17 protein-coding genes are annotated in these 24,295 nt (G+C 70.8%); 7 read left to right on the top strand and 10 right to left on the bottom strand.

All coding sequences use genetic code 11. The annotated features are described in order from the left end of the window. Nucleotides 1-69 precede the first annotated feature (69 nt). From SSP24_RS26520 to SSP24_RS26510, 3 genes are all read right to left on the bottom strand, one after another. A complete protein-coding gene (locus tag SSP24_RS26520; RefSeq protein WP_141312211.1) occupies nt 70-1,368 on the bottom strand; it encodes a M18 family aminopeptidase in 1,299 nt (432 codons plus the stop codon). A gap of 102 nt (nt 1,369-1,470) precedes the next feature. Continuing rightward, a complete protein-coding gene (locus SSP24_RS26515; protein ID WP_141312210.1) occupies nt 1,471-3,297 on the bottom strand; it encodes an acyl-CoA dehydrogenase in 1,827 nt (608 codons plus the stop codon). A 133-nt stretch (nt 3,298-3,430) separates the two neighbouring features. Next, nucleotides 3,431-4,282, bottom strand: a complete 852-nt coding sequence (locus SSP24_RS26510; protein ID WP_141312209.1) for an intradiol ring-cleavage dioxygenase — start codon at nt 4,280-4,282, stop codon at nt 3,431-3,433. Between the two features lie 169 nt (nt 4,283-4,451). Here SSP24_RS26510 and SSP24_RS26505 point away from each other — a divergent pair, with 169 nt between their 5' ends. The 3 genes from SSP24_RS26505 to SSP24_RS26495 all read left to right on the top strand — a co-directional run bounded on the left by SSP24_RS26505 (nt 4,452) and on the right by SSP24_RS26495 (nt 7,156). Further along, a complete protein-coding gene (locus SSP24_RS26505; protein WP_141312208.1) occupies nt 4,452-4,916 on the top strand; it encodes an SseB family protein in 465 nt (154 codons plus the stop codon). Between the two features lie 148 nt (nt 4,917-5,064). Then, nucleotides 5,065-6,042: a pirin family protein gene (locus tag SSP24_RS26500; RefSeq protein ID WP_141312207.1), complete on the top strand. Its 978-nt coding sequence runs from the start codon at nt 5,065-5,067 to the stop codon at nt 6,040-6,042. Nucleotides 6,043-6,115: 73 nt separating this feature from the next. Beyond that, nucleotides 6,116-7,156, top strand: a complete 1,041-nt coding sequence (locus SSP24_RS26495) for an AI-2E family transporter (RefSeq protein ID WP_141312206.1) — start codon at nt 6,116-6,118, stop codon at nt 7,154-7,156. Nucleotides 7,157-7,166: 10 nt separating this feature from the next. Here SSP24_RS26495 and SSP24_RS26490 read toward each other — a convergent pair whose 3' ends face one another. Continuing rightward, entirely contained in the window at nt 7,167-9,293 is a 2,127-nt protein-coding gene (locus SSP24_RS26490) for a SpoIIE family protein phosphatase (protein WP_141312205.1), read from the bottom strand. A gap of 162 nt (nt 9,294-9,455) precedes the next feature. On the opposite strand from SSP24_RS26490, the gene aspS reads away from it, so the two are divergent. Both aspS and SSP24_RS26480 read left to right on the top strand, forming a co-directional pair. After that, the gene (aspS, locus tag SSP24_RS26485; protein WP_141312204.1) at nt 9,456-11,219 is read left to right on the top strand and encodes an aspartate--tRNA ligase; all 1,764 of its coding nucleotides are present in this window, start codon (nt 9,456-9,458) and stop codon (nt 11,217-11,219) included. Nucleotides 11,220-11,336: 117 nt separating this feature from the next. Continuing rightward, the gene (locus SSP24_RS26480) at nt 11,337-12,254 is read left to right on the top strand and encodes an intradiol ring-cleavage dioxygenase (RefSeq protein WP_141312203.1); all 918 of its coding nucleotides are present in this window, start codon (nt 11,337-11,339) and stop codon (nt 12,252-12,254) included. A 55-nt stretch (nt 12,255-12,309) separates the two neighbouring features. Here SSP24_RS26480 and SSP24_RS26475 read toward each other — a convergent pair whose 3' ends face one another. The 3 genes from SSP24_RS26475 to SSP24_RS26465 all read right to left on the bottom strand — a co-directional run bounded on the left by SSP24_RS26475 (nt 12,310) and on the right by SSP24_RS26465 (nt 16,705). Then, nucleotides 12,310-12,675: a PH domain-containing protein gene (locus tag SSP24_RS26475; protein ID WP_141312202.1), complete on the bottom strand. Its 366-nt coding sequence runs from the start codon at nt 12,673-12,675 to the stop codon at nt 12,310-12,312. Nucleotides 12,676-12,767: 92 nt separating this feature from the next. After that, nucleotides 12,768-14,486, bottom strand: coding sequence for a methionine--tRNA ligase (metG, locus tag SSP24_RS26470; RefSeq protein WP_141312201.1), 1,719 nt, complete (start codon nt 14,484-14,486; stop codon nt 12,768-12,770). Between the two features lie 128 nt (nt 14,487-14,614). Then, nucleotides 14,615-16,705, bottom strand: coding sequence for a VWA domain-containing protein (locus SSP24_RS26465; RefSeq protein ID WP_141312200.1), 2,091 nt, complete (start codon nt 16,703-16,705; stop codon nt 14,615-14,617). A 248-nt stretch (nt 16,706-16,953) separates the two neighbouring features. Here SSP24_RS26465 and SSP24_RS26460 point away from each other — a divergent pair, with 248 nt between their 5' ends. Then, complete coding sequence (locus SSP24_RS26460; RefSeq protein WP_141312199.1) at nt 16,954-19,029, top strand: PhoX family protein; 2,076 nt, start codon at nt 16,954-16,956, stop codon at nt 19,027-19,029. Nucleotides 19,030-19,067: 38 nt separating this feature from the next. On the opposite strand, the gene SSP24_RS26455 is transcribed toward SSP24_RS26460, so the two are convergent. Beyond that, complete coding sequence (locus SSP24_RS26455) at nt 19,068-21,014, bottom strand: FUSC family protein (RefSeq protein ID WP_141312198.1); 1,947 nt, start codon at nt 21,012-21,014, stop codon at nt 19,068-19,070. Between the two features lie 103 nt (nt 21,015-21,117). After that, a complete protein-coding gene (locus SSP24_RS26450) occupies nt 21,118-21,900 on the bottom strand; it encodes an alpha/beta fold hydrolase (RefSeq protein WP_141312197.1) in 783 nt (260 codons plus the stop codon). An 87-nt stretch (nt 21,901-21,987) separates the two neighbouring features. On the opposite strand from SSP24_RS26450, the gene SSP24_RS26445 reads away from it, so the two are divergent. Continuing rightward, on the top strand, nt 21,988-23,307 hold the full coding sequence (locus SSP24_RS26445; protein ID WP_141312228.1) for an aminotransferase-like domain-containing protein: 1,320 nt from the start codon (nt 21,988-21,990) through the stop codon (nt 23,305-23,307). Here the strand turns inward: SSP24_RS26445 and SSP24_RS26440 are convergent. Further along, nucleotides 23,213-24,139 carry a hypothetical protein gene (locus SSP24_RS26440; protein ID WP_141312196.1) on the bottom strand — a complete coding sequence of 309 codons (927 nt, stop codon included), beginning with the start codon at nt 24,137-24,139 and terminating at the stop codon, nt 23,213-23,215. The genes SSP24_RS26445 and SSP24_RS26440 overlap by 95 nt on opposite strands. Between the last annotated feature and the right edge of the window lie 156 nt (nt 24,140-24,295).

Below are 24,295 nucleotides of genomic sequence, written 5' to 3'. Positions count from 1 at the left end.
TCCGGAGCTTCCGGTCCGAGGCGGGTACCCCGGTGCGTGAGAGCCATGCTGAATGCGGGCACGCGGTACTCAGTTCTCCAGGAACGCAACCAGCGCCCGCGTCAGCAGGTAGGGGTCCTCCGCGCCGCACAGTTCGCGGGCGCTGTGCATCGACAGGATCGCCACGCCGATGTCGACCGTGCGGATGCCGTGGCGGGCCGCGGTGATCGGGCCGATGGTCGTGCCGCAGGGCATGGAGTTGTTGGAGACGAACGACTGGAACGGGACGTCGGCCTTCTCGCAGGCCGCCGCCCAGACCGCGCGCCCCGAACCGTCCGTCGCGTAGCGGTTGTTGACGTTGACCTTGAGGATGGGGCCGCCGTTGACGCGCGGGTGGTGCGTCGGGTCGTGGCGTTCGGCGTAGTTGGGGTGCACCGCGTGGCCGGTGTCGGAGGAGAGGCAGACCGTGGCCGCGAAGGCGCGCGCCCGGTCCTCGTAGGAGCCGCCGCGGGCGAAGACGGAGCGCTCCAGGACGCCACCGAGCAGCGGCCCGTCCGCGCCCGTGTCCGACTGGGAGCCGTTCTCCTCGTGGTCGAAGGCGGCCAGCACCGGGATGCAGGACAGTTCCTCACCGCCGGTCGCGGCGGCGGTCAGCGCGGCCACGCCCGCGTGCACGGAGAGGAGGTTGTCCAGCCGCGGCCCGGCCATCAGCTCCTGGTCGCGGCCGAGATACGCGGGCGGCTCGACGGAGTGCACCATCAGGTCCCAGCCGGTCACCTCGCCCGCCCCGATCCCCGACTCCGCCTCAAGGAAGGAGATCAGGTCGCCGTCGCGCACGTCGTTGCCGAGGCCCCAGATGGGCTGGAGGTGCCGCTGCTTGTCGAGCTTGAGGCCCTCCGAGGACACCGAGCGGTCCAGGTGGATCGCCAGTTGGGGGACGCGCAGCAGCGGCCGGTCCACGTTCACCAGGTGCGTCGTACCGTCGCGCAGCGTCAGCCGGCCGGCGAGGCCGAGGTCGCGGTCCAGCCAGGAGTTCAGCAGCGGCCCGCCGTAGATCTCCACCGCCACCTGGCGCCAGCCGTGCGCCCCGGTGTCGGGCAGCGGCTTGACGCGCAGGTTGGGGGAGTCGGTGTGCGCGCCGATGATCCGGAACGGGGTGTGCGGCGCGGCACCCTCCGGGACATACCACGCCACGATCGCGCCACCGCGCAGCACGAACCTGCCGCCGCTCGTCCCGTCCCAGGCGTCCGTCTCCGCGACCTGCCGGAAGCCCGCCTTCTCCAGCCGCTCGGCGGCGTTCGCCACGGCGTGGTACGGCGAGGGGCTCGCCGCCAGGAAGGACATGAGGTCGTCGGTGTGGCCGCGGTCGAAGCGGGAGGGTTCGCTCATGGGGTTCACCTTAACGACGTACGAGGGCCCGCTCCCGGAAAGGGGGAGCGGGCCCTCGTAAGGGCGATGGGGAAATCCGGCCGGCCGCCGCCTCAATCGAGGCTAGAACGCCGCCTCGTCCAGCTCCATCAGGTCCAGGTCCACGCCCTGCGCGACCTTGCGGGCCAGCGTCACGCCCGGCAGCACGGTGGCCGCGAAGAACTTCGCCGCCGCGATCTTGCCGGCGTAGAACGCCTTGTCCTTGGCGGAGGCCGACTCGATCTTCTCGGCGGCGACCGCGGCGCCCTTGAGCAGCAGGTAGCCGACGATCACGTCACCGGAGGCCATCAGCAGGCGGGTGGTGTTCAGGCCCACCTTGTAGATGTTCTTGACGTCCTGCTCGGTGGCCGCGAGGTCGGTCAGCATCAGACCGACGATCGCCTCCAGCTCGACGGCGGCCTTCGCGAGGTGCTCGCGGGCGTCGGCCAGCACAACGCCACCCGTGCCGACGGCCAGGAACTTCTTGATGTCCTCGGCGAGGGAGTTCAGCGCGGCGCCCTGGTTGCGGACGATCTTCCGGAAGAAGAAGTCCTGGCCCTGGATCGCGGTGGTGCCCTCGTACAAGGTGTCGATCTTGGAGTCGCGGATGTACTGCTCGATCGGGTACTCCTGCAGGAAGCCGGAGCCGCCGAAGGTCTGCAGCGACTGGGCGAGCTGCTCGTAGCCCTTCTCGGAGCCGTAGCCCTTGACGATGGGCAGCAGGAGGTCGTTGAGCGCGTGCTCGGTCTTCGCGTCCTCGCCGGCCGCCTCCTTCACCGCGATCGCGTCCTGCACCGACGCCGTGTAGAGCACCAGCGCGCGCATGCCCTCCGCGTACGCCTTCTGCGTCATCAGCGAGCGGCGTACGTCGGGGTGGTGGGTGATGGTGACCTTGGGGGCGGACTTGTCCATGAAGTTCGCCAGGTCCGGGCCCTGGACGCGCTCCTTGGCGTACTCCAGCGCGTTGAGGTAGCCCGTGGACAGCGTGGAGATCGCCTTCGTGCCGACCATCATCCGGGCGAACTCGATGATCCGGAACATCTGGCGGATGCCGTCGTGCTTGTCGCCGATCAGCCAGCCCTTGGCGGGGTGCTGGTCGCCGAAGGTCATCTCGCAGGTGTTGGAGGCCTTCAGGCCCATCTTGTGCTCGACGTTCGTGGCGTACACGCCGTTGCGCTCGCCCAGCTCGCCGGTCTCGAAGTCGAACAGGTACTTGGGCACGAGGAAGAGGGAGAGCCCCTTGGTGCCCGGACCGGCACCCTCCGGACGCGCCAGCACGTAGTGGAGGATGTTCTCCGACATGTCGTGCTCACCGGACGTGATGAAGCGCTTCACGCCCTCGATGTGCCAGGAGCCGTCCTCCTGCTGCACCGCCTTGGTGCGGCCCGCGCCCACGTCCGAACCGGCGTCCGGCTCGGTGAGGACCATCGTCGAGCCCCACTGCTTGTCGACGGCGATCTGCGCGATCTTCTTCTGTACGTCGTTGCCCTCGTCGTAGAGGATCCCGGCGAAGGCCGGGCCGGAGGAGTACATCCACACGGCCGGGTTCGCGCCGAGGATCAGCTCCGCGTACGACCAGATCAGCGACGGGGGAGCCGTCGTACCGCCGATGGCCTCGGGCAGGCCGAGCCGCCAGTACTCGGAGTCCATGAAGGCCTGGTAGCTGTTCTTGAAGGACGCCGGGACCGGCGCGGTGTTGGTCTCCGGGTCGAAGACCGGCGGGTTGCGGTCGGCGTCCGTGAAGGACTCCGCCAGCTCGTTCTCCGCGAGCCGGGTCAGTTCGTCCAGGATGCTCTTGGCGGTGTCGACGTCCATCTCCTCGAACGGGCCGGTGCCGTACAGCTTGTCGCGCCCGAGTACTTCGAAGAGGTTGAACTCGATGTCGCGGAGATTCGACTTGTAGTGCCCCATGGCGACTGGCTCCGTTGAGAGAGATCGGCGAGGCACTGACTCCTCGCGCCCAAGTTCACGTACCAACTAGTAGCTAGGATGATGCTACCCGCCAGTAATAAGACGCAACCCCGATCCGGTCATCTGTGACGGGTCACACCGGCACCGTGAGCGTCGCCGTGTAGCCCTGCTCGACGCTGCCCGTCACCGTGGCCAGCTGCTGGTCGTAGCCGTCGCTGAAGATGTTGTCCGTCTCCAGGGACAACTGGCCGAGGTTCTGCACGCTCTGGTCGTAGCCGTCCGTGGCGTACACCGTGTCGCAGACGTCCTTCGGCAGCGCGAGCTGGGAGGTGTTCGTGATCGAGGTGGCGGCGGTGGCGTCCGCCAGGCTGCCGTAGACCTCGAAGTGGATGTGCGGCCAGCGGCCCTGGTAGCAGGCGGGAAAGATGCTGGTGAAGGTCACCTGGCCCTTGTCGTCCGTCTCCTGGACGCCCCGCAGGTAGTTCTCCTCCGTCACGCCCTCGGAGTACAGGGAGTACCTGCCCTCCCGGTCGCAGTGCCACAGGTACACGGCGGCGCCCTCCTTCGGGGTGCCGCAGCCCGAGGCCGCGTCCACGACCGTGAGCGTGATGGTCATGGGCACGCCCTCGGCGGTGCCGCCCGCGGAGTCGCCGAAGCTCGTCGTGATGTCGCTGCGGACGACGCCGCTCTCCTTCAGTACGTTCACGCCGTTCGAGCCGTCGCCGGGGTAGGGGCCGGCGGTCTCCTCCGGGATCTCCGCGCACTCCGCGGACGAGGAGGAACTGCCGGAGGAGGCCGCCGAGGAGGAGGACGTGGAGGAGGACGTGGCGGACGCCGAGGTGTCCTCGTTCGTGCTGCAGCCCACCAGCGGGACCAGGCTCGCCCCCGCCATCAGCCGGATCATGCGGCGGCGGGCGAGGACGGGAAGGTCGTAGGAGAGCCCTCTGTCGTGCTCGTGGACCTCGTCGTCGTGGTGTCGGTGCATTGCCGTCCCCTCGCTGGTGTGGTGCCGTGTCCGGCACTCGCCTCCGGTACGGCAGACGCTAGGAGTGCCAGCTGTGGGGAACCAGTCTGGTGGCTGTCGAGTCGCTGTCGGTTTGCCAGGGTCCCCGTACCGGCCCGCCCGCCCGGCCGCTCTCGGTACGCTTGCGCCCATGTACGGCTACGACCAGAACGTCGGTGCCCAGCAGGGCTACGTCCCCCCGCAGCAGATGCCCGGCGGGTACGGACAGCAGCAGCCGCCGCTGTACCCCGAGCCGTCCCCGCCCTCGCTCGCGGACGCGGTGCGTGCCTTCACCACCGGCCAGATGTCCGCGGAGGACTTCCAGCAGGTCTTCGCGACGTCGAAGGTGTACTGCCCGCGCGGTGACAACCCCGGTTTCCTCGCCCTGCACAACACTCAGCAGCCGGTGATCCCGATGTTCACCTCGCTGAAGGAGCTGCGGCGGTACGCGGGCAAGGAGTCCAAGTACTTCGTGATCACCGGCGCGGAGGTGATCGACCTGCTGCCGACCGGGTACGGCTTCGTCCTCGACATGGAGGGCGAGCACCGCATGGTGTTCGACGCGAAGGCCGTGGAGGAGATGGTCGACTTCGCGATGCGCCGGATGTACGGCTAGCAGGTCGGCGCAGGTATTCAGGACCGGCGCATCTTTGCGACGACGACGGCCCGGAGGGAATGTCCTCCGGGCCGTCGGCGTTGTGGGCTAGCAGAAAGTTCAATGCTCAACTAAAGTGGGACGCACGTCGCCCAAGGAGGTACCGACCATGCCCGCAGTGACCGTCGAGAACCCGCTGACGCTGCCCCGTGTGACCGCACCGGCCGACGCCGTGGCACGTCCCGTGCTCGCCGTCACCACCGCGCCGAGCGGATTCGAGGGTGAGGGCTTCCCGGTGCGCCGGGCGTTCGCGGGGATCAACTACCGCCACCTCGACCCGTTCATCATGATGGACCAGATGGGCGAGGTGGAGTACGCGCCCGGAGAGCCGAAGGGCACGCCCTGGCACCCGCACCGCGGCTTCGAGACCGTCACGTACATCATCGACGGGATCTTCGACCACCAGGACTCCAACGGCGGTGGCGGCACCATCACCAACGGCGACACCCAGTGGATGACCGCGGGCTCGGGCCTCCTCCACATCGAGGCCCCGCCGGAGTCCCTCGTCATGTCCGGCGGCCTCTTCCACGGCCTGCAGCTGTGGGTGAACCTCCCGGCCAAGGACAAGATGATGGCCCCGCGCTACCAGGACATCCGCGGCGGCAACGTCCAGCTGCTCACCACCCCCGACGGCGGCGCGCTGCTCCGTGTCATCGCCGGTGAGCTGGACGGTCACGCCGGTCCCGGTATCACGCACACGCCGATCACCATGATCCACGCGACGCTGGCGCCGGGCGCGGAGATCACCCTGCCGTGGCGGGAGGACTTCAACGGGCTCGCGTACGTGCTGGCGGGGCGGGGCGCGGTGGGCGCGGAGCGCCGCCCGATCCACCTGGGCCAGACGGCCGTCTTCGGCAACGGCGGTTCACTGACCGTCCGCGCGGACGAGAAGCAGGACTCGCACACCCCGGACCTGGAGGTCGTGCTGCTGGGTGGGCAGCCGATCCGCGAGCCGATGGCCCACTACGGCCCGTTCGTCATGAACACCAAGGACGAACTGATGCAGGCCTTCGAGGACTTCCAGAAGGGACGGCTGGGGACGATACCGGCGGTGCACGGGATGACGGAGAGTGGTCCGCGGGGCTGAGGTTCTGACGATCCGTCACTCGGCCGGGCTGTTCGCGCAGGACAGCCCGGCCGTTGCGTGGTCGGGTGGAGGCGTGCACCTGCTTCCCGTTCCCGTGCGGCGGTTCGCAGCCTGGTGTGTGGTCGTGGTGCTGGCCGCCGCCGTCGGCTGGGTCGTGGTCCTGCTCTGCGGGCGACTGCGCACGGCCGTCGTACCGGTGCTGCTCGCGCTGCTCGGGACCGCGCTGCTGGGGCCGCTGTACCGGCGGCTGGTCAAGGTCGGCGTCAACCGGTCGGTGGCCGCCGCGCTCACCTGCGTCGCCGTGGTGGCGGTGGTCGGCGGCGCCGTGTACATCGTCGTCGCCGCGCTCGTCGACTCCGGCGACCAGATCATCGCCTCGTTGCGGCGGGCGGCGCAGGGCATCGCCGAGCACTTCGGGGCGGCCGGCACCTCGCTGGACGACATCGCCGCCAACGCCCGTGAGCTGCTGAGCAGGTTCGGCGGGACGGCCGCCTCCGGTGTGATCAGCGGGGTCAGCGTGGTCGGCGAGACCATCGCCATGGCCGTACTGGCGCTGCTGCTCGTCTTCTTCTTCCTACGGGACTCCCACCGGGCCTCCGGTGGTCTGCGCGCGCTCGCCCCGCGCGGGACCGCCGACACCGTCGAGGCCATGGCGCGGCGGGCCTTCCAGGCCGTCGAGGGGTTCATGCGCGGGACCACCTTCATCGCCTTCATCGACGCGGTGTGCATCACGGTCGGGCTGCTGATCCTGGGCGTGCCGGGCGCGGTCGGGCTGGGGGCGCTGGTGTTCGTCGGCGCGTACATCCCCTATCTCGGCGCGGTCCTCTCCGGTGCCGTGGCTGTGCTGGTCGCACTCGCCGACCGGGGGTTCGTCATCGCGCTGTGGGCGCTCGGGGTGGTGCTCGCCGTGCAGGTGCTGGAGGGGCATGTGCTGCAGCCGATGGTCCAGAGCCGGACCGTGCAGATGCATCCGGCGGTGGTGATGGTCACGATCACCGCGGGGGCGTCGGTCGCCGGGATCCTGGGCCTGCTGCTGGCGGTGCCGCTCACCGCCGCCGCCTTCGGGGTCGTACACGAAATGCGGGCGCGGTACGGGACACCGGCCGAGCCGTAGCCAGGCCCCGCTATGCCGACGGCTGCCCGTCCGGCTCGTGCAGCTCGAACCAGATGCTCTTGCCCTCGCCCCGCGGATCCACCCCCCACGCGTGCGCCAGCAGTTCGATCAGCATCAGGCCGCGCCCGGAGGACGCCAGTTCCCCGGGCCGGCGCTTGTGCGGCAGGTCGTCGCTGGCGTCGGTGACCTCCACCCGCATCCGCCGCGCGCCCGGCTCCCCCGCGACTTCGGCGACCAGCAGCGCGTCGGTGTCGGTGTGCACGAGGACGTTGGTGAGCGTCTCGGACAGCAGCAGCACCGCCGAGTCGACCTGGTCGGCGGAGCTCCAGTCGTGCAGTAGTTCGCGCAGTTGCTGCCGGGCCACGGCGACCCGCTCGGGCTCGGCCTGGGCCACCGTCAGCATCGTGCGCCGCACTCTCGGCCATACGGTCACGGTGTCGCCGCAGCCGCAGCCCTCGGGCTCCCGGCACAGCAGCAGTACGGCGATGTCGTCCTCGCGCCGGTCGGCGAGGGGGCCGGTGGTGTGGTGGGAGGACGGCCCGTGCACGGCCTGGACCAGGGAGTCGGCGAGTTCCTCCAGGTCGCCCTTGTGCTCCTCCAGGATGGTGCGGATGCGCACCCAGCCGGTCTCCAGGTCGTGTCCGCCGGTCTCGATCAGGCCGTCGGTGCAGATCAGCATGGTCTCGCCGGGTTCGAGCACCAGCTGCGTGGTGGGGTAGTCGGCGTCCGGGTCGATGCCGAGGGGCAGCCCGCCGGCCGTCGGTTGCTTCAGGACCGTGCCGTCGGCCATCCGGATCGCCGGGTCCGGGTGCCCGGCGCGGGCGATGTCCAGCACGCCGGTCTCCGGGTCGGCCTCGACGTACAGGCAGGTCGCGAAGCGCAGGTCGGCCGGGTCCTCGTCGGTGGTGCTGATGCCGTGCAGGAACCGGGAGGCGCGGGACAGTACGGCGTCGGGGCGGTGGCCCTCGGACGCGTACGCGCGCAGGGCTATCCGCAGCTGGCCCATCAGGCCCGCCGCCCGCACGTCATGCCCCTGGACGTCCCCGATGACGAGGGCGATCCGCCCGCTGGGCAGCGGGATCATGTCGTACCAGTCGCCGCCGACCTGGAGCCCGCCGCCGGTGGGGATGTACCGGGCGGCGACGCTCATGCCGGGGATCTCGGGGCCCAGCGTGGGCAGCATGGACCGTTGCAGGCCGTCGGTCAGCTCCCGCTCGGACTCGGCGGTGCCGGCCCGGGTGAGGGCCTGCGCGAGCATCCGGGCGACCGTCGTCAGCACGGAGCGCTCATCCGGTGTGAACCCGACGGGATGGGCGAAGGCCGCCATCCAGGCGCCCATGGTGCGCCCGGCGACGGTCAGCGGCAGAAAGGCCCACGACTGGCGGCCGAACCGCTCGGCGAGCGGCCAGGTGAGCGGGTAGCGGGACTTGTAGTGGTCGGGCGAGGGGAGATAGACGGCGCGGCCGGTGCGTACGACTTCCGCAGCCGGATAGTCCGTCGCCAGGGCCATGTGCGTGAAGGGACCCTCGTCGCCGGGCCGGTGGCCGTGGTGGCCGATGATCGTCAGCCGGTCGCCCTCCACACCGAAGACGGCGAGCCCGTCCGGGGAGAAGCCCGGCATCGACAGTCCGGCCGCGACCCGCAGCACCTCCGCCGTGGAGCGCGCCTCGGCCAGCGCCCGGCCCGCGTCCAGCAGGAACGCCTCCCGGGAGCGCCGCCAGTCGCCGGTGACCGCACGGCGGCTCGCCGGGGTGCCCGGCGGGGGGTCGGTGACCTCCTGGAGGGTGCCGATCAGCTCGAAGGCCCGGCGTTCGTGGTCGTAGCTCGGCTTGGAGCGGCTCCGGACGGTACGGATCACCCGGCCCCGCTCGTCCATGATCCGGACCCGTACCTCGGCGACCGTGTCCTCGGCGGCGGCGAGGCCGACGACGCTGACGATCTCGTTCCAGTCCACGGGGTGGAGCCGGGCCCTGGCCTGGGCCTCGGTGATGGTCGCCTGCTCGGCGGGCAGCCCGAGCAGCCGAGCGGCCTCGGCGTCCACCGTGACCAGCTTCGTGGCCGTGTTCCAATGCCACAGGCCGGTCGCGAGGGCGGCGAGGACCTGCCCCACGGCGGGCAGGGGCTCACCAGTGCGCATTGCCCCACTCTAAGAAGAGCTGATCGAAGGATGCCACCGATGCCGCACGCCGGTCATCGCCCGTCATCGCCGGTAATCGTGGAGAGGCCCTCGCGGGCGGCCGGTACTCTGGGGGTGTTTCACGTGAAACACCCCCGATCTGCGAAGGCTGGATGAACGACGATGCATCGGTACAGGTCCCACACCTGCGGCGAGCTCCGCGCCTCTGACGTCGGCACCGACGTCCGGCTGAGTGGCTGGCTGCACAATCGGCGCGACCTGGGCGGCATCCTCTTCATCGATCTGCGCGACCACTACGGCATCACGCAGCTGGTCGCCCGGCCGAACACGGCCGCCTACGAGGCGCTGGACAAGCTCTCCAAGGAGACCGTCGTCCGGGTCGACGGCCAGGTCGTCTCCCGTGGCACCGAGAACATCAACCCCGACCTGCCCACCGGCGAGATCGAGATCGAGGTCGGCGAGGTCGAAGTGCTGGGCGCGGCCGCGCCGCTACCCTTCACGATCAACACCGAGGACGGGGTCAACGAGGAACGGCGCCTGGAGTACCGCTTCCTGGACCTGCGCCGCGAGCGCATGCACCGCAACATCATGCTGCGTACGGCGGTCATCTCGGCGATCCGGCACAAGATGACGGCGCTGGGCTTCAACGAGATGGCGACCCCGATCCTGAGCGCCACCTCCCCCGAGGGCGCCCGCGACTTCGTCGTACCGTCCCGCCTGCACCCGGGCAAGTTCTACGCCCTGCCCCAGGCCCCGCAGCAGTTCAAGCAGCTGCTGATGATCTCCGGCTTCGACCGCTACTTCCAGATCGCGCCCTGCTTCCGCGACGAGGACGCGCGGGCCGACCGTTCGCCGGGCGAGTTCTACCAGCTCGACATCGAGATGTCCTTCGTCGAGCAGGAGGACGTCTTCCAGCCGGTCGAGAAGCTGATGACCGAGCTGTTCGAGGAGTTCGGTAACGGCCACCATGTCACGTCCCCGTTCCCGCGGATCCCGTTCCGCGAGGCGATGCTGAAGTACGGCTCCGACAAGCCGGACCTGCGCGCCCAGCTGGAGCTGGTGGACATCACCGACATCTTCGAGGGCTCCGAGTTCAAGGCGTTCGCGGGCAAGCACGTGCGGGCGCTGCCGGTGCCGGACGTCGCCTCGCAGCCCCGGAAGTTCTTCGACCAGCTCGGCGAGTACGCCATCACGCTGGGCGCCAAGGGCCTTGCGTGGGTGCGGGTCGGCGAGGATGGCACGCTGTCCGGCCCGATCGCGAAGTTCCTGACCGAGGACAACGTCGCCGAGCTGACCAAGCGCCTCTCGCTGGCCGCCGGGCACGCCGTGTTCTTCGGCGCGGGCGAGTTCGACGAGGTCTCGAAGATCATGGGCGCGGTGCGCGTCGAGGCCGCGAAGCGGGCCGGGCACTTCGAGGAGGGCGTCTTCCGCTTCTGCTGGATCGTCGACTTCCCGATGTACGAGAAGGACGAGGAGACCGGCGCGATCGACTTCTCGCACAACCCGTTCTCCATGCCGCAGGGCGGCCTGGAGGCGCTTCAGACCCAGGACCCGCTGGACATCCTGGGCTGGCAGTACGACATCGTCTGCAACGGCGTCGAGCTGTCCTCCGGCGCGATCCGGAACCACGAGCCGGACATCATGCTCAAGGCCTTCGAGATCGCCGGGTACGACCGGGAGACCGTCGAGGAGAAGTTCGCCGGCATGCTGCGCGCGTTCCGCTTCGGCGCCCCGCCGCACGGCGGCATCGCGCCCGGCGTCGACCGCATCGTGATGCTGCTGGCCGACGAGCCCAACATCCGCGAGACCATCGCGTTCCCGCTCAACGGCAACGCGCAGGACCTGATGATGGGCGCTCCGACGGAGCTGGAGGAGGCCCGGCTGAAGGAGCTGCACCTGTCGGTGCGCAAGCCGCAGCCGAAGTAGCCCTGCCGAGCGCGGGCGGCCCGGAACCGGGGTTGGTTCCGGGCCGCTTTCGTATGCAGGGCTCTCACCCAGCTCTTACTCATGGTGCTGACAGGTGCGCTCCCTAGCGTCCCGCCCATGACGGAGAACACGGAATCCAAGAGCCATTCCCCGCGACACAAACGGGACTTGACCCGCCGTAAGGTCGTGATCGCCGGGGGTGGAGCGGTCGTGGCGGTGGGCGTCGGCGGCACGCTCGCGGCGGGCGCCTTCGCGGGTGAGAAGAAGCAGGGCACGGCGGCCACGGGTGAGGCCTGCTACCAGCTCACCTCGGAGACCACCGAGGGCCCCTACTACATCGACGCGGACAAGATCCGCCAGGACATCACCGAGGACAAGGAGGGCATCCCGCTCACCCTCCGCATCAAGGTGATCGACTCCGAGACTTGCAAGCCGCTGCGCAACGCGGCCGTGGACATCTGGCACTGCGACGCGCTGGGCATCTACTCGGGCTACGAGAGCCTGTCGACCGGCGGCGGTGGCACCCCGCCCACGGACGCCCCCTCGGGCACCCCCACCGGCACCCCGACCGGCGAGCCCCCGTCCGGCGCGCCGAGCGGCGGTACGGGCGGCGGCGTGCACGAGGAGCCGACGGACGACGAGCGCTACCTGCGCGGCACCTGGCGCACGGACAAGCAGGGCTTCGTCACCTTCAGGACCATCTTCCCGGGCTGGTACCGCGGCCGCTGCGTGCACATCCACACCAAGGTGCATGTGAGCGGCACCTGGACGGACGCCGGTTACGAGGGCGGCAACACCTGCCACACGGGTCAGTTCTTCTTCGACGAGGAGGCGGTCCTGGCGTCGGCGGAGGTGGAGCCGTACTCGACCTCGACAACCGAGCGCACGACGCTCACCGAGGACACCATCTACGACCAGTCCGGCACGACCGGTGGTCTGCTGAAGCTGAAGTACAAGAAGAACGACATCGCCAAGGGCGTCCTCGCCACCATCACGGTCGGCGTGGACCCGGAGGCGACGAACACGGGCACCTAGCCCCTGAGCAGGGCAGAGGGCGCCCGGGGTGGTCCGCACCCCGGGCGCACTCGGCTCACCTCGCCACGAACTGCGTCAGGATGGCCTGTACCTCGTAGATGTCGACGCCCTTGGTGAAGGTCTTCTGGATCGGGGTCTGGGAGCCGGAGAGCCAGATCTTCAGTTCGGCGTCGAGGTCGAAGGTGCCGGCGGTCTCGACGGCGAAGTGCGTGATGCTGCGGTACGGGATGGAGTGGTACTCCACCTTCTTGCCGGTGATGCCCTGCTTGTCGACCAGGATCAGACGGCGGTCAGTGAACAGGATGGTGTCGCGGATCAGCAGGTACGCGGCGTGCACCTGCTCCCCCTGACCCAGCAGACGCGCGTAGTCCTGCTGCGCCGCCGCCGGATCGATGCTGTGCGCGTTTCCGAACAGTGCCATGGATGGACCCCCCCACTCAGTGTCCGTGATCTTGGCAAGTCACGTGATCTTGGCCAGGTATACCCGGTGAGTGAGGGGTCCGAGAAGGGCTGTTACGCGGTTGTTTCGCCGCCGAAGCGCTCCTTGTACGTCTCCAGGTCCTCGTCCGTCAGCTTGGCGAACAGGACCGGGGGGACGGTGAAGGGGGTGCCCGGCGGGACCGAGGTGAGGGACTTCGCCTCGGGCTCGGTGACCCAGGGGGCCGTGTCGTCGGGGAGGGTGAAGACCGAGCGCATGGTGGCGGCCGTGGCCGGGATGAAGGGCTCGGAGACGACCGCGTAGAGGTGGATGAGGTTCATCGCCGTGCGGAGCGTGAGGGCGGCGCCGTCCTTGTTGGTCTTGATCTCCAGCCAGGGGGCCTTCTCCTCCAGGTAGGAGTTGCCCGCGGACCACAGCGCGCGCAGCGCGGCCGCGGCCTTGCGGAACTGGAGGGCCTCCATCTGCTCCTCGTACTCCGCGAGCAGGCGGGCGATCTCCTCGCCCAGCGCCACCTCCGCCGGGCCGGGCTCGCCGCCGGCCGGGACCTCCTCGCCGAAGCGCTTCTTGGAGAAGGACAGGACGCGGTTGACGAAGTTGCCGAGGGTGTCGGCGAGGTCCTTGTTCACCGTCGCCGTGAAGTGCTCCCAGGTGAAGGACGCGTCGTCCGACTCAGGGGCGTTGGCGATCAGGAAGTAGCGCCAGTAGTCGGCGGGGAGGATTTCGAGCGCCTGGTCGGTGAAGACGCCGCGCTTTTGGGAGGTGGAGAACTTTCCGCCGTAGTACGTGAGCCAGTTGAAGGCCTTGACGTAGTCGACCTTCTTCCACGGCTCGCGCACGCCCAGCTCGGTGGCTGGGAACATCACGGTGTGGAAGGGGACGTTGTCCTTGGCCATGAACTCGGTGTAGCGGACGGTGTCGTCCACGTCGTACCACCAGGACTTCCAGTCCCGGTTCTCCGGGTCCAGGTCCGACCACTCCTTCGTCGCGCCGATGTACTCGATCGGCGCGTCGAACCAGACGTAGAAGACCTTGCCCTCGGCCGCGAGGTCCGGCCAGGTGTCGGCGGGGACCGGGACGCCCCAGTCCAGGTCGCGGGTGATGGCGCGGTCGTGCAGGCCCTCGTTCAGCCACTTGCGGGCGATGGAGGAGGCCAGCTGGGGCCAGTCGGCCTCGTGGCGGGCGACCCACTCCTCGACCTCGTGCTGGAGCTTGGACTGGAGGAGGAAGAGGTGCTTGGTCTCGCGGACCTCCAGGTCGGTGGAGCCGGAGATCGCCGAGCGGGGGTTGATCAGGTCGGTGGGGTCGAGGACGCGGGTGCAGTTCTCGCACTGGTCGCCGCGGGCCTTGTCGTAGCCGCAGTGGGGGCAGGTGCCCTCGACGTAGCGGTCCGGGAGGAAGCGGCCGTCGGTGGGGCTGTACACCTGGCGGATCGCGCGCTCCTCGACGAAACCGTTCTCGTTGAGCTTGCGGGCGAAGTGCTGGGTGATCTCGACGTTCTGCGGGCTGGAGCTGCGGCCGAAGTAGTCGAAGGCGAGGGCGAAGCCGTCGTAGACCGCCTTCTGGGCGTCGTGCGCCTGGGCGCAGAACTCGTCGACCGGGAGGCCCTGCTCCTTGGCGGCGAGTTCGGCGGGGGTGCCGTGTTCGTCGGTGGCGCAGATGTAGAGGACGTCGTGGCCGCGCTGGCGGAGGTAGCGGGAGTAGACGTCTGCCGGGAGCATGGACCCCACCATGTTGCCCAGGTGCTTGATCCCGTTGATGTACGGAAGGGCGCTGGTGATGAGGTGTCGAGCCATCGGGGGCTGCTCCCAGGTCGCTGCGTTTGTTTACGAACCTTGAAATCGTAGCCGACATGGGTGGGCCGCCCGCTTCCCGTTTTACGGGGTGAGAAGCGGGCGGCCGGGGGTGGGGGATTCTGCGGGCGCTATGGGCGCCAGTTTGCGAGGACGCCTTCGTAGAACTCGGTGTCGGTGAGTTCCTTCGGGGTGGGGCCCGCGTGGAAGAAGGACGTGTTGTCGGTCTTCAGTTTGCGGAGGTAATCGAAGGCCTTGTTGTCGTGTTCACCGAAGGCGACGAAGGCGAAGTGGATGTGGGGGTGGGATTTCGCGGCGTTGGTGAGGGCCTGGGTGGCGGGGGTTTTGGCGTCGGGGGCGCCGTCGGTCTGGAAGATCACGAGGGCGGGGGTGGTGGGGGTGGTGGTCTTGTCGTGGTGGGTGAGGACGTCCTCGACGGCGACGTGGTAGCTGGTACGGCCCATGCGGCCGAGGGAGGCGTGGAGGGTGTCGATCTTGTTCTCGTGGTCGGGGAGGGTGAGCTCGCCGGTGCCGTCGAGTTCTGTGGAGAAGAAGGTGACGTGGACCGTTGCCTCGGGGTCGAGGTGGGCGGCGAGGGCGAGGGTCTGTTCGCCGAGGGCCTGGGCGGAGCCGTCCTTGTAGTACGGGCGCATGGAGGCGGAGCGGTCGAGGACGAGGTAGACCTTGGTGGCGGTGGGGGTGTTGTGGGCCTTGAGGGTGGTGGCGGCTGCGGTGTAGGCCGTGCGGAGGGTGGGGGGTACTGGAAGGTTGTGCCCACCCGCACCACCCGTGCGGCTTTCGTTGTCGGGTGCGGGTGGCCCCTGTGGGGTGTCCTCGCCGTTGGCGGGTGCGGCGGCAGGGGTGGGTTCCGGTTCGATTACGGCCTCGGCCTCGGCCTCGGCCGCGGGCTCGGGTTCCGGCTGGGTTGAGTCGACCGGGGCGGGGCTCTCGGCCGCCACAGCTTCCGCCGCGACCTCGGCTACCGGCTCGGTCTCTGGCTTCGCCGGGACCTCAGCGTCGGCCTCCGGTTCGGGGGTGGCTTGGGCTTCAGGGGCCGGGGTGGGCTCGGGCTTGGTCTCCGGCTCCGCCTCGACCTCAGCGTCGGCCTGCGGGGTCGGTTCCGCGTTCGCCTCGGTCGTCGGGTCGGCTTCCGGGGTGATCGGCGTGGTGGCCTCAGGGCGGGCCTCGGCCTCAGTGGCGGTCTGCGGCTTCGCCGCGACCTCCGGGGCCGGCTCGGCTTCGGGCGTGACTTCGGCCTCGGGCTCGGTCTGCGGCTGCGCCTCGGCCTCCCGCTCGTGCTGCGGGGTGGGCTCGGCCGCCGCCTCGACCTCAGCGTCGGTCTTGGCCTCCGGCTCGGGCCGCGGGGTGGGCTCGGCCGCCGCCTCGGCTTCGGGCTTGGTCTCCGGCTGCGCCTCGACCTCGGCGTCGGCCTTGGTCTCCGGCGCGGTGTCGGTCGCGGCTTCCGGCTCCGTGTCCGTCTCGGTCGTCGCGTTCGCTTCCGGTGCGGTCGGCGTGGTCGCCTCCGGCTCGGTCGTCGCCTCTGCCTCCGGCGCGGCGTCCGTCTCCGGCTTCGCCTCTGCCTCCGGCTTCGCCTCTCCCTCGGCCTCCGGCGTCTCGGTCGCCGCCTCGGCCTCCGGCATCTCGGTCGACGCCCCTGCCCCGGCCACCGGCGTCTCGGTCGCCACCTCGGGCTCTGCAGCCGACGCGGGCTCTTCCGTGGCCGTCAGCTTCTCCGTGGCCGCCGGCTCGCCAGTGGCCGTCAGCTTCTCCGCGACCGTCAGTTCGTCCGCGACCGTCGACTCCCCTGCGACCGTCAGCTTCTCCCTGACCGTCTTCTCCCTGACCGTCAGTTCTTCCGCGATCGTCAGTTCGTCCGCGACCGTCGGCTCCCCGGCGACCGTCGGCTCCCCCGTGACCCTCAGTTCCTCCTCCGCCGTCCGCTGCTCCGAGTGCGGCGGCTCCTCAGCAGTGGCTAGTTGGGAGGGGACGCCCCGTTCCTCCCGGTCTCCCGACGCGGCCGAAAGTGGGTGGGATGGGGTTGGGTGGGGGGTCGTCACCCTGTCGAACGCCGCCGCCACAAGGTCGTGCTCCTCGCGGGGCTCGGGGACCGGCGAGGTCGTGGTGGGAGTTGGTTGTGGCTGCGTGGGGACACCCTCTGCCTCGGGCTTGCGGCCCTTGCGGGAGCGGCCGAATGCGTTCCGCAGGAGAGTGAGAATGCCCATGTGCGCAACCCTTCGCGTGAGGTGATGCCCGTCAATCCCTGGCCAGGACGGACACGTAAGGTTAGCGGTCCGGGGAGGGGTGACGGCGTCCGCGTCAAGGGCCGGACCAAGCCGTGATGTGCGTAAACCTCAACTCCCTGACAGATACCTCCGGTTCACGCTCCGTTCACCCCATCGCTCCGCTCCCGCACAAACGTGCTCCTACCGTCCGTCACGCCGGATTCAAAGGGGAAGCAAGGGGAGTAATAGTGCGCAATCTGCTGCCTATCGTAAGAACCAATGACTCGCATGCGGGTGGACGGTCCGCTCTGACCTGCCGTTTCCGTTGTGGTGACGCCTGTTTCCACGAGGTGCCCAACACCACCGCCAACCCGTACGTCGGCGACGTCATCGCCGGCGCCCTCAGCCGCCGTAGCGTGATGCGTGCCGCCGCCGTCGTCACCGCGGCCGCCGCTGCCGGCACTGCTGCCAACGTCGCCGCCGCCCCGCAGGCCGAGGCCGCGTCCGCCGACCGCTGGCACAAGCCGGGCAAGCCGGGCAACAAGGGTGCCCGCGGCCTGCGCTTCGCGCCCGTCGCGCCGAACACCAACGACGCCGTGACCATCCCCGAGGGGTACGGCCAGAACATCGTGATCCGCTGGGGCGAGCCCATCCTGCGCGGCGCGCCCGCCTTCGACCCGGACAACCAGACCGCCAAGGCCCAGGCCGGTCAGTTCGGGTACAACTGCGACTTCCTGGCGCTGCTGCCGCTGCCCGGCGAGCGCAACCGGCAGATCCTCGTCGCGAACCACGAGTACACCGACGAGGTGCTCATGTTCCGCGACTACGACGAGGACAATCCCACCCGCGAGCAGGTCGAGATCGCCTGGGCCGCGCATGGGCTGTCCGCCGTCGTCGTCGAGGGGGATCGGAGGACCGGGAAGCTGACGCCCGTGCCTCGGCACCACCTCAACCGGCGTGTGACCGCCACGACCGAGTTCCGGCTCACCGGGCCCGTCGCCGGGTCCGACCTGGTCAAGACCTCCGCCGACCCGAACGGCACCAAGGTCCTCGGCACCCTCAACGACTGCGCGGGCGGCGTGACCCCGTGGGGCACCACGCTGCACGGCGAGGAGAACTTCAACCAGTACTTCGCCAACGCGAGCCGGACGACGGACAAGCGCTACGGCATGCCCACCGGCGGCAGCGACCGCAAGTGGGAGCTGTTCGACAAGCGGTTCGACGTCGCCCAGGAGCCCAACGAGCCGCACCGCTTCGGCTACGTCGTCGAGTTCGACCCGTACGACCCGACCTCCACGCCGCGCAAGCACACCGCGCTCGGCCGCTTCAAGCACGAGGGCGCGACCGTGCGTCTGACGCACGACGGCCGTCCGGTCGTGTACTCCGGTGACGACGAGCGCTTCGACTACTTCTACAAGTTCGTCGGCAGCAAGCGGATGAAGAAGGGCTACTCCCGCGCCGTCCGCGAGCACAACCTGTCGCTGCTCGACGAGGGCACCCTCTACGTCGCCAAGCTCACGGGTGACTCCCCCGCGATCGAGATAGACGGCACCGGCAAGCTTCCGCGGGACGGCGAGTTCGACGGCTCCGGCGAGTGGATTCCGCTGGCCACGGCGACGGCGGACGGTGCGGTGTCCCACGTCGAGGGCATGACCGCCGAAGAGGTGTTCGTCTTCACCCGCCTCGCCGGTGACAAGGTCGGCGCCACGAAGATGGACCGGCCCGAGGACATCGAGCCCAACCCGCACACCGGCAAGGTGTACCTCGCCCTCACCAACAACAGCGCCCGCGGTGTCGGTTCGAACGCCAAGCCGGACGAGGCCAACCCGCGCAACGCCAACAAGCACGGGCAGGTCCTGGAGCTCACCGAGCGCTGGAACCGCGCCGACAGCACCAAGTTCGCCTGGAGCCTGTTCCTGGTCGCCGGTGACCCGGAGGACCCGGCCACCTACTTCGCCGGCTTCCCGAAGGACCAGGTCAGCCCGATCTCCTGCCCGGACAACGTCGCCTTCGACCGGTACGGCAACCTGTGGATCTCCACCGACGGCAACTCGCTCGGCTTCCACGACGGCCTCTTCGGTGTAGCTACGCGCGGTGACCGGCGCGGTGAGCTGAAGCAGTTCCTGAGCGTGCCGATCGGCGCCGAGACCTGCGGGCCGATCATCCAGGAGCGCCGTGTCCTGGTCGCTGTGCAGCACCCGGGCGAGGTCGACGGGGCGACCGCCGAGAAGCCCCTGAGCGCCTGGCCCGACGGACCCGGCAAGCTCAACCGTCCCGCGGTCGTGGCCGTGTGGCGCAAGGACGGCTGCGACGTCGGCGCCTGACCAGCCGGGACGGCCACGACAGGCAGTCCCTGGGGTCCCTAGGGTTGCGGTGACGCGATCGCTCGCGCCGCCGCGACCTCCTGGCGCAGGGGCTCCAGAACGCTGCCCGCCGGGCCCGTGAGGTCGGTGCGGACGGGCGTGAGGGTCTCCACTTCGCGCAGGCCCTGGGACAGGTCCCTCAGTTGCAGGGCCACCTGATCGATCTCCGCCTTCGACGGCGGTGCGGATCCGTGTTTGACGCGGACCCGTGCCGCCGTCGTCGCGTCCACGATCCGTTCCACGGCGACGACCAGCGGCCACCACGCGGCGGCCCGGCGGCCGGTGGGCGGGGGTTCGGTGAGGGCGCGCTGGAATTCCGTACGGATGCCGGACAGGTCGCGGTACAGGCGGCGGCGCATCCGGGCGCGGGCCGCGGGGTCCGCCGTGGCGGCGAAGGCCGTCTCGACGTAGCGGGCCGTGTCCGCGACCGCGTCGGCGAGGCGGTCGCCGACCCGGGTGTGCCAGCTCTCCGGCCACAGCAGATACCCGGCGATCAGGGCGATCGCGCAGCCCATGAGGGAGTCGACCAGGCGGGGCAGCAGCAGGTCGGTGCCCTGCTGGTTGAGGACGTCGGACAGCAGGAGGATCACCGGCGTGATCGCGGCGGTCTGGTAGCCGTACCCGCGCGGGGTGAGCGCCGGGATCAGCGGGGCGAGCAGCAGCAGGACCGGTACGTCCCACCAGCCGCGCGGCACCTCCGAGAGCACCGCCGCCGCGACGACCAGCCCGGCGACCGTGCCGAGCGCGCGCAGCAGGGCGCGGGAGAAGACCGAGCCGAAGTCGGGCTTGAGGACGAAGGTGATGGTCAGGGCGACCCAGTAGGAGCGCGGTACGGCGATGAGGGAGACCAGGGCCTGGGCGATGCCGATGCACAGGGCGAGGCGCAGGCCGTAGCGCCAGGAGCCGGCCGACAGGACGGCGCTGCGGGCGGCCCGTGCGGTACGGACGCCCAGCCCGGCGGGGCCGCCGAGGCGGTCGTCGATGCCGCGCGGGTCGACGTCCGGCGCGGTGACGACGTCGGCGGCGTGCCGCAGGGCGTGGTTCACCGCGCGGGCGGTTTCGGTGGTGGGCGTCGGCAGGCGGAGCCGCAGCGGCTCGGTGCGGCCGGTTTCGACCGCGTCGGCGACGGCGCGGATGGCCGCCGCGACCTCGGGGTGCAGGGGCCGTCCGCTGAGGTGGGCGGCGGGGGCGGCCTCGACGAGCGGGGTGACGGCGTTCAACTGGGCGACCAGACGAGTCAGTTCCGGGCTGCGGCCGTGGTGGCGGGCGCGGTGGGACAGGACCAGGTCGTAGGCCTCGTTGAGGGCGAGGGTGGCGGAGTGGCGGGCGTCGTCGTAGGCCACCGCGGAGTCGGCGCCGCAGACGGCGAGCAGGTCGGCGACGGCCCGGTAGGTGCCGGCGACGGCGGCGCGTTCGGGAACGCCGGAGCGCAGCGGCCAGGCGAGCAGCGCGAGCACCAGCACGAGCAGCCCGCCGCCGGACAGCAGCAGCGGCGCCAGCCACCACTCGCCCGGCAGCGGCAGCCCGGCCCCGATCACGGCGTTCAGCAGCAGGAGCAGCCCGGAGACGGAGGCGATCGCGCCGATCGTCGAGATCATCCCGGAGACCAGGGCGACGCCGGTGACGGTGGCGACGGCGACCCAGCCGTGCCCGTTGACGAGGGTGCCGAGGGTGACGCCGGCGGCGCCGAAGAGCTGCGGCACGGCGATGGTCAGCACCCGCAGCCGGTAGGCGGCGGCCGTGTCGCTGATGACGCCGGACAGGGCGCCCATGGCGGCGACGGCGCCGTAGGCGGGCCGGCCGACGGCGAGCCCGATCGCGAGCGGCAGCGCCAGCGAGACGGCCGCCCGGGCGACGGCGGGCCGGTTGACGGGCGCCTTGTGCGACCGGAGGTTCCTGACCAGCCAGTCGGGCGGCGTGAGACTGACGGGGAACTCGCGGGCCATGGGGACATTATGACCGTTTGATCACGTCCGGTCAGGAGGGGCCGGTTCCGCCTGAGCGGCACTGAGCGGGACTGAGCGGGACTGAGCGGGACTAGAAGGGCCCCTAGGGGTCCACTCGGGCCAGGAACTCCCTCAGTGCCGCGTTGAATGCCTCCGGGCGTTCCAGGTTCGGCATGTGGGCCGCGGACTCGATCACCTGGAGGGTGGAGTCGGGCAGGGCCGCGTGCATGGCCCGAGCGTCGGACACCGGCGTGTACGTGTCGTCCGCGCCGGCCACCACCAGGGACGGGACCGTGACGCGGGTCAGCAGTTCGCGGTAGTCGGGGCGTTCGGCCCGGCCGCGCAGGGCCGCCGCGGCGCCCTCGGGCGGGGTGCCGGTCATCATGCGGTGGACGTGGGCCTTGACCTGGGGCGCCGCGTACGGGGCGACCATCTTCTCCAGCACCTCGTCGGCGTACCCCCGCATGCCCTCCCGGAGCAGCCGGTCCGCCATCGCGTTGCGGACGCGTTTGCCCACCGGTGTCTCGGCCGCCGGGAAGGTGTCGGCGAGGACCAGGCCCCGGACGCGGTCGCCGAAGCGGGCGTAGCACTCCATCGCGATCTGGCCGCCCATCGACAGCCCGGCCAGGACGTACGACTCCACCTTCAGCTCCTCCAGCAGGTCCCCGATGTCCTGCGCGAAGACGGAGAGCGGGGTGATGCCGGGGGTGACCGGGGACGCGCCGTAGCCCCTCAGGTCGGGGGCGATGACGCGGCGCTCGGCGGCGAACGCCTCGATCTGCGGCGCCCACATGGTGTGGTCGAAGGGGTGGCCGTGGACGAGGACGAGGGGCGGTCGGGACGACGTATCGGCGCCTTTGTCCTCGTATGCGAGGAAGGGGGTCATGTGGTCGACCCTAGGTGGGCCCAACTCCTCGGTGCAATAGGATCTTTGCTCTCGGTGCAATCCGGATCCGGTGAGGGCGGGGGCGACGTGGACGACTATCTGGCGCTGGCCGACCGCATCGCCGCCGACATCGCCGCCGGGCGGCTCAGGCCCGGTCAACGGCTGCCCCCGCAGCGGGCGTTCGCGCGGCGACGCGGGATCGCCGCGTCGACCGCCGGGCGGGTGTACGGCGAGCTGGTGCGCCGGGGACTGGTGGTGGGCGAGGTCGGGCGCGGCACGTTCGTCCGGGCCACGCCGGTCGCGCATGGGGGCCGGGCGCTCACCGAGCCGTCGGCCGCCGCTCCCGTCAACCTCGAACTCAACTACCCCACCGCCCTCGGCCAGTCCGCTCTCCTCGCCCCCACCCTCGCGCCTCTGCTCCAGCCCGACGCCCTCACCGAGGCCCTCCGCCCGGCCGCCGCCACCGGCACCGCCCCCGCCCGCGAGGCCGCCGCCGCGCTCCTCGGCTGCCCGGACCCCGCGCGGCTGCTGTTCACGGGCAACGCCCGGCAGGCGATCGCCGCCGCCCTGGCCTCCCTGGTCCGGCCGGGCGGCCGGGTCGGCGTCGAGGAGCTGACGTATCCGCTGGTGAAGGAGATCGCCGCCCGGCTCGGCATCACGCTCGTCCCGCTGGCCACGGACGGCGACGGTCTCCTCCCCGAGGCGCTGCGAGGCGCCCACCGCAGCGCGCCCCTGTCCGCCCTCTACGTGCAGCCGACGCTGCACAACCCGACGTCGGTGACGATGAGCGAGGAGCGGAAGATCCAAGTCGCCCAGGTGGCAAAGGACTTGGAGATGCCCGTCGTCGAGGACCGCATCTGGTCCTTCCTGCGGCCCGAGCCGCCCCTCGCCGTCCACGCGCCGCACCTCATCCACGTCGTCGACGGTCTGTCCAAGCGCGTCGCGCCCGGACTCACCGTCGGGTTTCTCGTCGTACCGCCGGGGCGGGTGGACGCGGTGGCGGGCGCGATCCGGTCCGGTGGGTGGAGCGCGGGGCGGTTCGCGCTTGAGGCGGCGGTGGGGTGGCTCGGGGACGGGACCGTGGAGCGGCTGGTGGCGGCCAAGCGGGCGGACGCGGCGCGGCGGCAGCGGATGGTGCGGCGGTGGCTGGGCGACTTCGCCGTACGGAGCGACCCGGGGGCCTATTACGCCTGGTGGGAGCTGCCGCCGCCGTGGCGCGCCGACACCTTCACGGCGGCCGCCGCCGCGCACGGCATCGCCGTCACGCCCGGGACCGCCTTCGCCGTGGGCGCGAACCGCACGCCGGACGCGGTCAGGCTTGGGCTCGCGTCGGCTGCTGAGGCGGAACTGGAGCGGGCGTTGCGGGTGCTGGCCGACGTCGTACGAGAGGGCCGTGACGGCCGGTGAGCCAGGTGGCCAGGGCCACCGTGAGGCCCAGGCCCACGAGCAGCCAGGACGTGGTGCGCAGGGTCGCGGTGAGGGCGTCGTAGACCGCGCCGGCGGCGGGCCGGGAGACCGTGGCGGGCAGGTCGGACAGGGTGAGCGCGCGGCCGGCGGCCACGGCCGTGCCGAGTAGGGCGCCGCCGAGGGCCGTGCCGAGGGCGGTGGCGGTGATCGCACGGCGGCGGCAGGTCGCGACGGCGATGCCGGCGACGGCGAAGGTGACGGCCGCGACCGGCAGCCACAGGGCGGCGACTTCCAGCACGTCGTATCCCTTTCGGAGCCGGTCCAGTTCTTCGGGCGCGAGGACCGCGACCTCGGTGTGGCGGACCGGGATGTGGTGGGCCAACGGCACGTTGTCGTTGGCGAGTTCGCGCTTGATGCGGGTGGTGACCGGGGCCAGATCGACGGTGACGGGGGCGGTGCGGGGCCGGTCGTCGTCGCGCAGGGCGCGCAGTACGGCGTCGTGCACGGCCCCGTTCGCCGTGTCCCAGCCCGCCCGGAAGGCATCGGTCCGGGTGAACGAGCGCACCGCGTCCCGCACGAACGGATCGAGCATGCCCTGCGTGGCGTCGATCCGGTGCAGCACCTCGTCCCCGACGGTGTCCGCGACCGCCTCCCGCACGGCCGGGTCACCGGCCAACGGCGCCATCGTGCGGACGTAACGGCCGGTGTCGGTGAGTCCGTACGCCGCCCAGGCGGCCAGCGCGCCGAGCGGGACCAGCAGGCAGCACAGGGCGATCAGCGCGGCGGACAGGGCGCCGCGCAGGCGGGGGGCGGGTGCTGGTCTGGGGGGCACCCCTACAGGCAACGGCCTGGGGGCGCGCGATGCGAGCGGTACGCCTGCAATCGGGTGTATGTGTCGCGTCGTGGTGGCCGAGCTGGGGTTTCGCTCTCCGGTGGAGCGCTGGGCCGAACGGGTGTTTCCTGGAGGGGAAGCGTTTCTCGGGCCTCG

This window comes from Streptomyces spinoverrucosus (genome assembly GCF_006539505.1).
GTDB lineage: Bacteria > Actinomycetota > Actinomycetes > Streptomycetales > Streptomycetaceae > Streptomyces > Streptomyces spinoverrucosus.
The sequence above is the reverse complement of the archived record's forward strand: the minus strand, read 5'-3'. Positions and strand labels throughout refer to the sequence as shown.